Annotated in this window: 10 protein-coding genes; 6 read left to right on the top strand and 4 right to left on the bottom strand. The window is 66.3% G+C overall.

The annotated features are described in order from the left end of the window. Nucleotides 1-31 precede the first annotated feature (31 nt). The 3 genes from ABQF13_RS14625 to ABQF13_RS14615 all read left to right on the top strand — a co-directional run bounded on the left by ABQF13_RS14625 (nt 32) and on the right by ABQF13_RS14615 (nt 3,304). On the top strand, nt 32-1,351 hold the full coding sequence (locus ABQF13_RS14625) for an FAD-binding oxidoreductase (protein WP_448393581.1): 1,320 nt from the start codon (nt 32-34) through the stop codon (nt 1,349-1,351). A gap of 97 nt (nt 1,352-1,448) precedes the next feature. Further along, entirely contained in the window at nt 1,449-2,723 is a 1,275-nt protein-coding gene (locus tag ABQF13_RS14620; RefSeq protein ID WP_448393461.1) for a cytochrome P450, read from the top strand. Then, entirely contained in the window at nt 2,723-3,304 is a 582-nt protein-coding gene (locus ABQF13_RS14615) for a TetR/AcrR family transcriptional regulator (protein ID WP_448393460.1), read from the top strand. The genes ABQF13_RS14620 and ABQF13_RS14615 overlap by 1 nt, the downstream gene beginning before the upstream one ends. A 12-nt stretch (nt 3,305-3,316) precedes the next feature. Here ABQF13_RS14615 and ABQF13_RS14610 read toward each other — a convergent pair whose 3' ends face one another. From ABQF13_RS14610 to ABQF13_RS14600, 3 genes are read right to left on the bottom strand one after another with little or no spacing between them, the layout of a single operon-like run. After that, nucleotides 3,317-4,033 carry a siderophore-interacting protein gene (locus ABQF13_RS14610; protein WP_448393459.1) on the bottom strand — a complete coding sequence of 239 codons (717 nt, stop codon included), beginning with the start codon at nt 4,031-4,033 and terminating at the stop codon, nt 3,317-3,319. A 58-nt stretch (nt 4,034-4,091) separates the two neighbouring features. Further along, the gene (locus ABQF13_RS14605) at nt 4,092-5,234 is read right to left on the bottom strand and encodes an acyltransferase family protein (RefSeq protein ID WP_448393458.1); all 1,143 of its coding nucleotides are present in this window, start codon (nt 5,232-5,234) and stop codon (nt 4,092-4,094) included. Then, nucleotides 5,231-6,934, bottom strand: coding sequence for a DEAD/DEAH box helicase (locus ABQF13_RS14600; protein ID WP_448393457.1), 1,704 nt, complete (start codon nt 6,932-6,934; stop codon nt 5,231-5,233). Before ABQF13_RS14600 ends, ABQF13_RS14605 begins: the two co-directional genes overlap by 4 nt. A gap of 122 nt (nt 6,935-7,056) precedes the next feature. Here ABQF13_RS14600 and ABQF13_RS14595 point away from each other — a divergent pair, with 122 nt between their 5' ends. Beyond that, entirely contained in the window at nt 7,057-7,617 is a 561-nt protein-coding gene (locus ABQF13_RS14595; RefSeq protein WP_448393456.1) for an LppP/LprE family lipoprotein, read from the top strand. Nucleotides 7,618-7,694: 77 nt separating this feature from the next. Here the strand turns inward: ABQF13_RS14595 and ABQF13_RS14590 are convergent, their stop codons facing one another. Beyond that, on the bottom strand, nt 7,695-8,609 hold the full coding sequence (locus tag ABQF13_RS14590) for a type IV toxin-antitoxin system AbiEi family antitoxin (protein ID WP_448393455.1): 915 nt from the start codon (nt 8,607-8,609) through the stop codon (nt 7,695-7,697). 190 nt (nt 8,610-8,799) lie between these two features. Between ABQF13_RS14590 and ABQF13_RS14585 the strand changes: the two genes are divergently transcribed. Together ABQF13_RS14585 and ABQF13_RS14580 are read left to right on the top strand one after the other, a co-directional pair. Further along, the gene (locus ABQF13_RS14585; RefSeq protein WP_448393454.1) at nt 8,800-12,225 is read left to right on the top strand and encodes a TM0106 family RecB-like putative nuclease; all 3,426 of its coding nucleotides are present in this window, start codon (nt 8,800-8,802) and stop codon (nt 12,223-12,225) included. After that, nucleotides 12,222-13,574, top strand: a complete 1,353-nt coding sequence (locus ABQF13_RS14580) for an FAD-binding oxidoreductase (RefSeq protein WP_448393453.1) — start codon at nt 12,222-12,224, stop codon at nt 13,572-13,574. Before ABQF13_RS14585 ends, ABQF13_RS14580 begins: the two co-directional genes overlap by 4 nt. Nucleotides 13,575-13,583 lie beyond the last annotated feature (9 nt).

The raw sequence follows: 13,583 nt of genomic DNA, 5'->3' as shown, positions 1-13,583 counted from the left end.
GATCACCCAAACGCCCGAGGGTTCGGAAGGCATGGTCGTCACCGATCCCGACATCCTGGCGTCGTATCGGCACGACCGCGCGTTCGATCCGAGCGCGGGAACGCCGCTGGCCGTGGTGCGTCCGCGCAGCACCGAAGATGTGCAGGCGACGCTGCGCTGGGCCACCAAGCACAAGATCGCCGTCGTGCCGCGCGGGATGGGCACCGGGCTCTCCGGCGGGGCGACCGCACTGGAAGGGGCGATCGTGCTGTCGACCGAGAAAATGCGCGCTATCGCCGTCGACCCGGTCACTCGCACGGCCGTCGTGCAACCGGGGCTGCTCAACGCCGAGGTCAAGCAGGCGGTCGCCGAGCACGGGCTGTGGTACCCGCCGGACCCGTCGTCGTTTCAGATCTGCAGCATCGGCGGCAACATCGCGACCAACGCCGGTGGGCTGTGTTGTGTGAAGTACGGCGTCACCACCGATTACGTGCTCGGGTTGCAGGTGGTGCTGGCCGACGGCACCGCGGTGCGGTTGGGCGGGCCACGGCTCAAGGACGTCGCGGGCTTGCCGCTGACCAAGCTGTTCGTCGGAAGCGAGGGCACACTCGGCGTCGTCACCGAGGTCACGCTCAAGCTGTTGCCTGCGCAGAACACCGCGTGCACCGTGGTGGCCACGTTCGACTCGGTGGAAGCCGCGGCCAACGCCGTCGTCGCCATCACCGCCAGGATCCGGCCGTCGATGATGGAGTTCATGGATTCGACGGCCATCAACGCCGTCGAGGACAAGCTGCGGATGGGCCTGGATCGCAGTGCGGCCGCGATGATGGTCGCCGCCAGCGACGACCGCGGGCCCTCGGGTGCCGCCGACGCGGAGTTCATGGCTCAGATCTTCACCGAACATGCTGCCAGAGAAGTGTTTTCGACATCGGATCCGCAGGAGGGTGAGGCGTTCGTCGCCGCCCGGCGGTTCGCGATTCCCGCCGTGGAGGCCAAGGGTTCGCTGTTGCTCGAAGATGTCGGCGTACCGCTGCCCGCGCTGGCCGACCTGGTGGCCGGGGTGAGCAAGATCGCCGCGAACCACGACCTGATGATCTCGGTGATCGCCCACGCCGGCGACGGCAACACCCATCCGCTGATCGTGTACGACCCCGCTGATGCCGAGATGACCGAACACGCGCACGCGGCGTTCGGCGAGATCATGGACCTCGCCGTCGGCCTCGGCGGCACGATCACCGGTGAACACGGTGTCGGGCGGCTCAAACGGCCCTGGCTCGCCGGTCAACTCGGGCCGGAGGCGATGGAACTCAACCGTCGCGTCAAGGCCGCGCTGGACCCCGACAACATCCTCAACCCCGGCGCCGGCCTATAGCGATTGCGGCGCAGTTGGTCACGGTGAGCGTGACGAAATCCGCCCGAATCGCCAGGAGCTATTGACACAGTCCCATGTAGTGTCATACCAATGAGACATGACAGCTACTCTGTCTCATGAGCCGCCGGTTCGTTTCCAGCTCGCCACCGCCGACACCTGGGCTGCCCCGTGGGCGATGTACACGGCGCTGCGCGATCACGATCCCGTGCACCACGTCGTGCCCGAGGGCAGGCCCGACTCCGGCACATCGGGGGCTCACCCCCGCGACTACTACGTGCTGTCCCGGCACGCCGACATCTGGGCGGCCGCGCGGGACCACGAGACGTTCTCGTCGGCGCAGGGGCTGACGGTCAACTACGGCGAACTCGAACTGATCGGACTGGCCGACAACCCTCCGATGGTCATGCAGGATCCGCCGATGCACACCCAGTTCCGCAAGCTGGTGGCGCGCGGGTTCACCCCGCGGCAGGTCGAGGCGGTCGAACCCAAGGTGCGCGAGTTCGTCATCGAGCGAATCGAACGCATCCGAGCCAACGGCGGCGGCGACATCGTCGCCGAGTTGTTCAAACCGCTGCCGTCGATGGTCGTCGCGCACTATCTCGGTGTCCCCGAGGAAGACCGCGACAAGTTCGACGGCTGGACCGACGCGATCGTGGCTGCCAGCACCGCCGAGGGCGGGATCACCGGTGCCCTGGGCACCGCCGGTGATGCGGTCGGCGAGATGATGGCGTACTTCACCGTGCTGATCGAACGGCGGCGGACCGAGCCCTCGGAAGATCGCGACGACACCGTCTCGCATCTGGTGTCGGCCGGCGTCGGCGCCGACGGCGACATCGCCGGGGTGCTGTCGATACTCGCGTTCACGTTCACGATGGTGACCGGCGGCAACGACACCACCACCGGCATGCTCGGCGGCTCGGTGCAGCTGCTGCACCAGCGACCCGACCAACGTCGGCTACTGGTCGAAAACCCCGATCTGATACCGGCTTCCGTCGACGAGTTCCTGCGACTGACCTCGCCGGTGCAGATGCTGGGCCGCACCGTGACCCGCGACGTCACGATCGGCGACACCACGGTTCCCGAAGGCCGCCGGGTGATGCTGCTGTACGGATCGGCCAACCGCGACGAACGCCATTTCGGCGACGACGCCGCCGAACTCGACGTGACGCGCAACCCGCGCAACATCCTGACCTTCAGCCACGGTGCGCACCACTGTCTCGGCGCCGCGGCCGCCCGGATGCAGTCGCGGGTCGCGCTCACCGAACTGCTGGCGCGGATTCCGGAGTTCGAGGTGGATGAGGACGGGATCGTCTGGGCCGGAGGAAGTTACGTGCGACGACCACTGTCCGTCCCGTTCACGGTGAGCCGCTGATGGCCGGTGATTGGCTGGCCGCACGACGCACCGAGGTCGCCGCGGACCGGATCTTGGATGCGGCAGGCGAGCTGTTCGCCAAGCATGAGGCAGCCACCGTCGGTATGCATGAAATCGCTGCGGCTGCAGGGTGTTCCCGCGCGACCCTGTACCGGTACTTCGACAGCCGCGATGCGCTTTACACCGCCTATGTGCACCGCGAGGCCTACCGCCTGTACAGCGAGATGACCGATCAGGTCGCCTCGGTGGCGGACCCGCGGGAACGGCTCATCGAGGGCATGATGGCCTCGTTGCGCAACGTGCGCGAAAGTCCCGCGCTGGCATCGTGGTTCGCCAAGACGCAACGGCCGATCGGCGCCGAGATGGCCGAGCAGTCAGAGGTGATCAGGGCGCTGACCGAAGCGTTCGTGATCTCGCTGGCGCCCGATGAGCCCGAGATAGTGGGGCATCGGGCGCGCTGGTTGGTGCGAGTGATGACGTCGCTGCTGGTCTTCCCGGGTCACGACGAAGCCGACGAGCGCTCGATGCTCGAGGAGTTCGTCATGCCGATCATGGTGCCGAGCAGTCAGGCTACCCAGTAGCGCCCGGAGCCGTCAGGCGACCCAATACGCTTGCGCCTTGATGGACTTCTTCGGGATCTTGTAGTTCTCGCGGAACACCTTGGCGACTGCGCGGGTGGTGCGGTTGTCGCAGGCGACCCAACCGAAGTGATCGGAGGCGTCGAAAGCCGCCTCGTTGACGGCCTGAATCAACGACTCGCCGGAGTTCTTGCGGTCCACCCATATGACATCGGCGCTGCGCGCCACCGGCAACTGCTTGTCGTCGTCGTGGCTGGCCTCCAGGTACACCCGCGCCGGGACGTCACCGATGGCCTGCAGCAGCGAGTTGATCGCGGGCAACGACGCGGTGTCGCCGACGATGACGTAGCCGGCCGGCTGCGGTTCGGGCAGCTTGAAATTGCTGCCGAGCACCGTCACCTCGATCGTGTCACCCGGTTTGGCCTTCTGCGCCCACTGCGAGGCGACGCCCTCGTGCAGGGCGAACTCGATGTCGACGGTGTCGACCTCCGGATTCGGGTCCACCAGCGTGAAACCGCGCTGGTGCAGTTTGTCGCCGTCGGCGAACCACATCCGGATCCACATCGTCGGATGCAGCGGCCGGTCGGCGAGCATCCCGCCGGCGGTGAAGCTCAGCCGCAGGTAGTGCGGCGTCACCTCGCGCCGCCCGGTGACCGTCAGCTGGTAATCGCCCGCACGCATCAGCTTGAGAACCGCGCCTTGGAATCCGCGCGTCGGCTTCTTGTCGGACATAGAAACAACAGCCCTTCAGTGAATTCGATTTCTTAGGGCAGCTTAACCTAATATTCCGCTAACGGTCGCGCACCCGGGTGAACCGGTGCAACAGCCAGGACAACGGCACCGTGACGATGAACGTGAGCACGAACAGCCAGAAAACCGAGCCGGTGTAGATCGGATAGCGCACGATCTCCACCATCACCAGCTCCATCGTGATCAGGTGGATCAGGAAGATCTCGTAGGAGATCTCGCCGAGGAACACCATCGGGCGACTGGCAAGGAACCTCGAGTACAGCCCGCGATCCCCCAACGCCAGCGGCGCCACCAGCAACGTCGCGATCACCGCGTAGAACGCGGTCTTGGCCAACGCCTCACGCAGCTCGGTCGGCGAGGTGGTGGGCTCCCCGGCGATCGGGGTGGAGACGATGAAATAGCACACCACCGCCAACGGAACACAAGCCAGCGCGTACGCCCGCACACCCAGTGGCTGCAACGCCGCCAGCACCATTCCGCCGATGAACCACACCAGATACGTCGGCAACCACAACGCCGCCCCGTCGGGCAGGAAGTCGGTGGTGTGCACCAGCACCAGCCACGCGGGCGAGATCAGCGCGAGCCCACCGAGGCCGACCACCAGCAGGCCCGGCCGCCAGCGCCGCCGGCACAGCACCACGAGCAGCAGCCAGGCCAACAGCGGGAGCACAGCGTAGAACGCCACCTCGACCGCCAAGCTCCACATCTGCGTAAGGCCCTGGTGCAGAAACGAATACAGATAGTGGTCGGTGTAGATCTGGGTGAGCGTCAGGTTGCGGAACAACCCCTCCCAGGTGTGGCCGGGATTGGGTCCCGCGGTGCGGAAGTGGTAGACGAGGTAGGCCGCCAGCACCGTGACGACGTACGCCGGCATGATGCGGCGCACCCGGCGCCAGGCATAGCGGCGGGATGAGGGCGGCGGTTTGTCCGCGGCGGCGGCCTTGACCCACGCCCCGAAGAGCAGAAAACCGCTGAGCACGAAGAAGATCGGCACACCGATCTCCATCCGCGAATACACCAGACCGACGTATCCCTGCGGGTACTTACCCGTGGTATAGGCGGCGTGGGTAGCCATGACCAGCAGGGCAGCGACCGCGCGGATCCCGGTGAGCGAGGCGACCCGCTCGGGCCTACTGATGGACTCCAGGCCGCCCTGCGCATCCACCCCGCGCGACAGCGTCATTTCGATCGGCGAGGGGGTTTCCCGCCCTTGCGTGGCGGACGGTCGGGTTGCAAGTTGATCAAAACGCCCTGAATGCGGGTGCGCTCCAGGGCCTTCACCGTCTCGCGCGACAGTTTGGCCGGCAGCTCGACCAGCGAATGATCGACGCGGATCGAGATGTGGCCGAAGTCGCTGCGGTGCAGGCCACCCTCGTTGGCGATGGCGCCGACGATCGCGCCAGGGCTCACCTTGTGCCGCTTACCCACGGCGATGCGGTAGGTGGCGAAGTTCTGCCCGGCTCGACGGGGTTGCTTGGGGCCGCGGTCGGGCCGCTCCGGGCGCTCGTCGCGGCGACGCTTCTCCGGGGGCGGTTCGGACATCAGGAACTGCTCGCCGTCGCGGGACTGCACCGCCAGTGCGGCGGCGATATCAACCATCGGAACGTCGTTTTCGCGCTCGTAGTCCTCGATCATGCTGCGGAACAGGTCGACGCCGGGCGCGTTGAGTGCCTCGGTGATCGAGTCGCGGAACTTCGCGACGCGCTGGGCGTTGACGTCTTCGACGCTCGGCAGGTCGGTTTCGACGAGCTTGGAGCGGGTGGCCTTTTCGATGGCCTTGAGCAGATGGCGCTCTCTGGGCGTGACGAACAACAGCGCGGCACCCGAGCGGCCGGCGCGGCCGGTGCGGCCGATGCGGTGCACGTAGGACTCGGTGTCGTGCGGGATGTCGTAGTTCAGGACGTGGCTGATCCGTTCCACGTCCAGCCCGCGCGCGGCCACATCGGTGGCGACGAGGATGTCGATGCTGCCGTCTTTCAGCGCGGCGATCGTGCGTTCCCGCTGCGCCTGCGGGATGTCGCCGTTGATGGCGGCCGCGGAAAAGCCTCGCGCCCGCAGGCGTTCGGCCACTTCTTCGGTGGCCTGCTTGGTGCGGACGAACACGATCATCGCGTCGCCCTCTTCCACCTCGAGCACCCGGGTCAGCGCATCCATCTTGCGGTGCCCGGCGACCTGGATGTAGCGCTGCGAAATGTTCTCGGCGGTAGCAGTTTTCGCCTTGACCGTGACCTCGACCGGGTCGTGTAGATACTTGGTGGTGATCTTGCGGATCGCGGGCGGCATGGTCGCCGAGAACAACGCCACCTGCTTGTACTCCGGGGTATCGGCGAGGATGCGCTCGACGTCTTCGGCGAAGCCCATCTGCAGCATCTCGTCGGCCTCGTCGAGCACCAGGTAGTCGAGGTGCGACAGGTCCAGTCGGCCCTTCTCCAGGTGATCGATCACCCGGCCGGGCGTGCCGACGACGACCTGCGCCCCGCGCTTGAGACCCGCCAACTGGGGGCCGTAGGACGAGCCGCCGTAGATGGGCAGCACGTTGATCTGGGGCAGGTGCGCGCCGTAGCGGCCGAACGCCTCAGCCACCTGCAGCGCCAACTCGCGCGTCGGTGCCAGTACGAGCGCCTGAGTGGCGCGGCTGGCAGGGTCGATCTTCGACAGGATCGGGATGGCGAAGGCGGCCGTCTTACCGGTGCCGGTCTGGGCCAGGCCGACGACGTCGGAGCCGGCCATCATCGCCGGAATGGTGTCGGCCTGGATCGCCGACGGCGACTCGTAGCCGACGTCCACGACAGCCTGCAGCACCGCCGGGTGAATCTGCAGGTCAGAAAAGGTCAGTTCGGCAGTCGGAGGTGCCTGGTTCGGATCCGACTCAGAGGACGTCATCAGGTAGCGATTCTAATGCCCGTCACCTGCCCAATTCGCCACGCGGCCCAGTCGTCACTTCCGTCACAGCACGCCGGTGTGTCGCCGCGATCTGTCCGACACGATTTGCGAGGGTGGATTAGGTGAAGTGCACGGTTCGGTTCTGCAGTCTCATCGGTGTCGTGACGGTTCTGCTCGCCGGCTGCGGGGCAGGCGACTCCACCGTCTCGAAGACACCGGGCCCCACGGCACCTCCCCCGACGTCCGCGGCGTCGGCGCCGTCGTCGCTGCCGGCGGCGGCACCGACCACGACGGCGGCAGCGGACCCGTGCGAGGTCGACCTCGCCGCACCGGAGATCGCTCAGGCGGTTTCGGAGTTGCCTCGCGACCCGCGCAGCAACCAAGGGTGGAGCCCGGAGCCGCTGGCCGGTAACTACAACGAGTGCGCGCAGCTGTCGGTGGTGATCGTCAAAGCCAACACCAACGCCGAAAACCCCAACACCCGCGCGGTGATGTTCCACCTCGGCAAGTTCATTCCCGACGGGGTGCCTGCCACTTACGGTTTCAACGGCATCGATCCGAGCGCCAGCACCGGCGACACCGTCGCGCTGCGGTATTCCAACGGGGTGCCCGGCCTGGACAGCGTGGTGAAGTTCCGGTGGAACGGCAACGGCGTCGAGTTGATCGGCAACGCCCCGGGGTAGCCCCTATTTCGGGGCGAACGTGGGTTACCAGCACACGTGCGCGCGAAAACGCGTGCATTTAGGCCACACTCGGCGGCCTAACGGAGCTCAAGCCAAGAGATCCGTGCGTCGAGCCGGACCTTGTCTGCGTGCGGCCAAGCTCTTGCGCGCATAGCCTCCTGCACACGGGCCAAGAAGACATGCGGCCGATAGCGGAAGAGATCCCGACTCACCCGGATGATCAGCCACCCCTGAGCCGCCAGTTCAGCCAGCCGGTCGATGTCGTGGGCGTACTGCTCAGGGTCCTCCCAGTGTTGCGGGCCGTCATATTCGACGCCGACTTTGAAATCCTCCCACCCCATGTCGACGCGGCCGATGTATCTCCCGTGCTCGTCGACGACGAGGATCTGCGTTTGTGGCCGCGGAAAACAGGCCGCTACCAACAGCAGGCGCGTCCGCGTTTCCTGCGGCGATTCGGAACCGCCATCCATAAGTTCCCACACCCGGCGCAGTTGCACGATGCCGCGGGCACCGCGACGGGTTTCGGCGAGACGCTCGACGTCGACCGCCTTGAGCCCGGTGGCTTGGGCCAGCGCATCGATCCGGACGACCGCCCTCTCGAGTCCCCTTCTGCGTCCGATGTCGAATGCAGTCCGGGCCGGCGTGGTCACCGGCATTCCATCAGCAACGCCGACCTCGTCATCCCGCAATTTGTTCCGGTGAATGACGATTCCCTCGACGGGGCAGGCCTCGGTGCGAATCAACTCGGCGGGTAACTCGCCGCTGATCCATCGTGAGCCGTACAGCGCCGATGCGGACATTCCGGCCAGAGTGGCGTTGCGGTTGGACCACAGCCATGCGGCCATCGCTCGTCTGTCCGGCGTCAGCTCCACGCCTTTCGGCAGGTAGACGTTGCGATAGATCATGTCGTGGCCGCTGACCAGCGTGCGCCTGGTTACCAGGCCGGCCGCCAGCGCCTCAGTGCCGATGAACGGCAGGGGTTTCGTGTTCATGCGCCGAATGTCGGCGTTGGGTCTCACACAATCGGCCGGTGCGACGGTGGCGAGGCCGCGGGCTGTGGATGAGTACGGCGTTGGGGATCGACGAGTGTGGCCTCGATGCGCGCCCGACGCGGCTTCGACGTGCGGGTAATCCACGTTCGCGCCGACAGGGGGTGTCAGTAAGCTCGCCTACAGTGGCAGCGTGTTCGTCACCGACGGCCATGTCATCTACAGCGCCTCAGACCTCGCGGCGGCGTCGCGCTGTGAGTACGCGCTGCTGCGTGCATTCGACGCGAAGTTGGGCCGCGGCCCCGCGGTCGAAACCGAGGATGACGAGTTGCTCCGGCGCACCAGCGAACTTGGCGACGCACACGAACAACGCATCCTCGACGAGTTCATCGCACGCCACGGCGACGGTGTGGTCCGGATCGGGCGGCCCGCTTACTCGCGAGCTGCGTTCGAAAGCGCTGCGCGCGCGACAGCCGAAGCGTTCGCCCGGCGTCCACCAGTCGTCTACCAAGCGGTGGTGTTCGACGATCGCTTCGTCGGGTTCGCCGACTTCGTCGTGCTAGACGGTGACCGCTACCGAGTGTTGGACTCCAAACTCGCCCGCAGCGCGAAAATTCAGGCGCTCCTTCAGATCGCCGGTTACGCTGACGCGCTTCGCCGGATGCAAGTGCCGATCGCCGACACCGCCGGGCTGATCCTGGGCGACCGCACCACCGTCGACTATCCGGTCGACAACCTGATCCCGGTGTACCGCCAGCAGCGTGACCGCCTGCGCGACCTGCTTGACACCCACTTCGCATCCGGCGCACCGGTCGCCTGGGCCGATCCTGTGGTGGGTGCGTGTATGCGCTGCGAGTGCTGTGTACCCAACGTCGTCGACGACGACGATGTGCTGCTGGTGGCCGGCTTGCGGTCGTCGCAGCGTGACACGCTTATGGCCGAGGGCATCGACACCGTCGCGAAGCTGGCCCGTTCGACCGGTCCGGTCGACGGCATGGCGGCCAGCACCCTCGCTGGCCTCCGCACCCAGGCACGCCTGCAGGTCACCCAACGCGACACGGGGACACCGCAGTTCGAGTTTGCCGATGTCGACGCGCTCGGCGCGCTTCCCGCCAAGAGCCGCGGTGATCTGTTCTTCGACTTCGAGGGCGACCCGCTGTGGACCGACGACGGTGTCACCTGGGGCCTGGAGTACATGTGGGGTGTGCTCGACACGGCAGACAACTTCACGCCGCTGTGGGCTGAGGACCGCCGCTCCGAGCGCAAGGCGTTCACCGACTTTCTCGCACTAGTGCGCAAGCGCCGCAAGAGGTTTCCCGACATGCACATCTACCATTACGCAGCGTACGAACGCACCAAGCTGTTGGAGTTGGCCGCCAGGTACGGGGTGGGGGAAGACGAGGTCGACGAGCTGCTGCGCCAGGAGGTGTTGGTCGACCTGTTCCCCATTGTCCGAAGCAGCCTGCGGGTCGGCGCACCGTCGTACTCACTGAAGGCTCTGGAACCGCTGTACATGGGTTCAGAACTCCGCACCGGCGAGGTCACCAACGCCGCTGCGTCGATCACCCAGTACGAGCGCTACCGCACACTTCTCGACGAGGACCGCACCGACGAGGCCGCTGGAGTGCTCAAGGAGATCGAGGACTACAACGAGTACGACTGCCGTTCGACCCGACGACTACGAGACTGGTTGTTACTGCGGGCCTTTGAAAACGGGGTCACTCATCTGACCCGCCCCGTCGAAAAGCGCGACACCCTGCCGCCGCCCGACGAGACGGCGCAAAAGCTGATGGATTTCGCCGGCGACGGTGTCGACATCGAACGCACACCGCAACAATGCGCCGCAGCGCTGATCCAAGCCGCCCGCGGCTACCTACCTCGCGAGAAAAAGCCTTACTGGTGGAATCATTTCCAAAGGCTGAACCATCCCGTTGACGAATGGGGCGATACGTCGGGGGTCTTCCTCGTCGAGGAAGCTGTCGTCGAACAGGATTGGCACAAGCCACCGAGAAAGCGAAAGCACCGCAGGAAGCTACGGCTAACCGGGGTGCTACAAGGCGGGACACTCGACAGCAAACCTCAGGCGCTCTACGACCGCCCTGCGCCCGCGGGTCTCGACGATGAACACCCCGACCGCCGCGCGAACCACCAGGTGACGGTAGAAGATGTAACCGAAGTCGAAGGTGTACCCGTCGAGGTTTTCGTAGAAGAACTGGAAATCAATACCGGACAGTTCGATCAGTTGCCGATGGCACTCGCTCCGGCCGTACCGATCCCGACCGACAAGCTCGAGGAAGCGATCGAGGCGCTGGCGACGGAGGCGGCAACCACCGTCGCCGACGGTCGGCTACCGCGGCGCGCCGTCGTCGACATCCTCTGCCGCGCAACACCGACCACGAAATCAGGTGCTGGGCTGCCCCGTCTCGGCGACAACATCGCATCGATCACCGCAGCCGTATTGGACCTCGACAGGTCCTACGTCGCCGTGCACGGTCCACCCGGCACCGGCAAGACGTACACGGCCGCGCGCGTCATCAAGTCATTGGTCAACGACCACGGTTGGTGCGTCGGTGTCGTCGCGCAGTCACACTCCGTCGTCGCGCATCTGCTCAACAAGATCGTCGAGGCCGGTGTCGACCCTGCTCTGGTCGCCAAGAAGGCGAGCCGCGACTCGACGGGAACGGATCGTTTCACGGTGATCGGCGAGGATGACCATGCCGACTACCTCACCCAGCATGGCGCGTGTGTGATCGGTGGCACCGCATGGGATTTCGCCAACGACAACCGGGTGGCGCAGGACTGCCTCGACCTGATCGCCATCGATGAGGCGGGTCAGTTCTCCCTGGGCTTCACGATCGCCGTTGCTCGCGGTGCGCGCAACATCATGTTGCTCGGCGACCCGCAACAGCTCGGTCAGGTATCAACCGGCATCCACCCCGAACCGATCAACCATTCGGCGCTCGGCTGGTTGATGGAAGGCCACGACGTGCTGCCCGCGAAATACGGCTACTTCCTCGAGCAGACCCACCGCATGCATCCTGATCTGTGCCGTGTGGATTCCGCTCTGTCCTACGACAATCGGCTGATTCCGCACCCGAAGACCTCCGCACGCACATTGGCCGGATACCCGCCCGGGGTACATACCCTCTGCGTGCACCACGAGGGCCGCTCGACGTGCAGCCCGGAGGAAGCGTCGGTGATCGCCGCCGAGATCAGGTCGATGATCGGAGCGCAATGGACAGATGGCAAACCACGGCGGTTGACGCAGAGCGATGTGCTCGTCGTCGCCCCCTACAACGCCCAGGTGCTGCAACTGCGGTCCGAACTGCAGGAAGCCGGACTTGGCGACGTACTCGTCGGCACTGTCGACAAACTCCAGGGCCGCGAAGCGCCCGTGGTGTTTGTCTCGATGACAGCCTCGGCGATCGAGGACATCCCGCGCGGGATGCCGTTCCTGCTGAATCGAAACCGGCTGAACGTGGCGATCAGTCGAGCCATGTACCGCACGGTGATCGTGCGCTCACCGCTGCTGACCGACTACCTGCCCAGCAGCCCTTCGGGCTTGGTCGAGTTGGGTGCGTTTCTCGCGCTGGCGCCGTGTGATACACCCACGGGGTGAGCTTGACCGACCGGCTGGCCGCGATCGTCGGCGCCGCGCATGTGAGCACCGACCCCGACGTGCTGGCCGGGCGCAGCGTCGACCACACCGGGCGGTACCGGGGCCGGGCCAGCATCCTGGTGCGGCCGGGCACTGCCGACGAGGTCGCCGCGGTGCTGCGCACCTGCCGTGACGCGGGCGTCTGCGTCACCGTGCAGGGCGGGCGCACCTCCCTGGTCGCCGGCACGGTGCCCGAACACGACGACGTGCTGCTCTCCACCGAACGGCTGCGCGACGTCGGTGATATCGACGTCGTCGAGCGGCGCATCACCGTCGGCGCCGGCGTGACGCTGGCCGAGGCGCAGCGCGCCGCAGCCGCGTCGGGCCTGGTGTTCGGAGTCGATCTAGCGGCGCGGGATTCGGCCACTGTCGGCGGCATGGCGTCCACGAACGCCGGCGGGCTGCGCACCGTGCGCTACGGCAACATGGGTGAACAGGTGATCGGATTGGAGGTTGCGCTGCCCGACGGCACCGTCCTGCACCGACACAGCCTGGTGCGGATGGACAACACCGGATACGACCTGCGGTCCCTGTTCATCGGCGCCGAGGGCACGCTCGGCGTCATCACCGGACTGGATCTGCGGCTGCACCCCGCGCCGCGACACCGGGTGACGGCGATCTGCGGGTTCGCCGACCTGGACGCGCTCATCGAAACCGGCCATATGTTCCGCGATTTCGACGGTATCGCGGCATTGGAGTTGATCGACGCCCGCGCGAGCGCGTTGACCGCCGAACACGTCGGCGTGCCCGCCCCCGTCGACGGTGCCTGGCAGCTGCTGATCGAACTGGCCGGCGACTGGGATGACCAGACCGAGCGGCTGGCCGATGCGCTCGACGGGTCCCGGCTGTCCGGTGAGCCGGCGGTCGGTGTCGATGTAGCCGCGCAGCAGCGGTTGTGGCAAGTGCGCGAAGCGGTCGCCGAGGTGCTCGGAGTGTACGGCCCACCGTTGAAATTCGATGTTTCGCTGCCGCTTTCGAGCGTAGCAGAGTTCGCCGGGAACGCGGCACAACTCGTCACCGAGCACGCACCCGAGGCGATCCCGGTGCTTTTCGGCCACATCGGCGAGGGCAACCTACATCTGAACGTGTTGCGTTGCGGCCCGGACGCAGAGCAGAACCTGTACTCGGTGATGATGGCGCTGATCGCACGACTGGGCGGCAACGTCAGCTCCGAGCACGGCGTCGGCACCCGCAAGCGCGACTACCTCTCGATGTCACGCACCGACGCCGACATCGCGGCCATGCGGGCGGTGAAAACGGCCTTCGACCCGACCGGATACCTCAACCCCGCAGTGCTCTTCGGCACCTGACCGCACCGT

This window comes from Mycolicibacterium sp. XJ879, assembly GCF_053483935.1.
The sequence above is the reverse complement of the archived record's forward strand: the minus strand, read 5'-3'. Positions and strand labels throughout refer to the sequence as shown.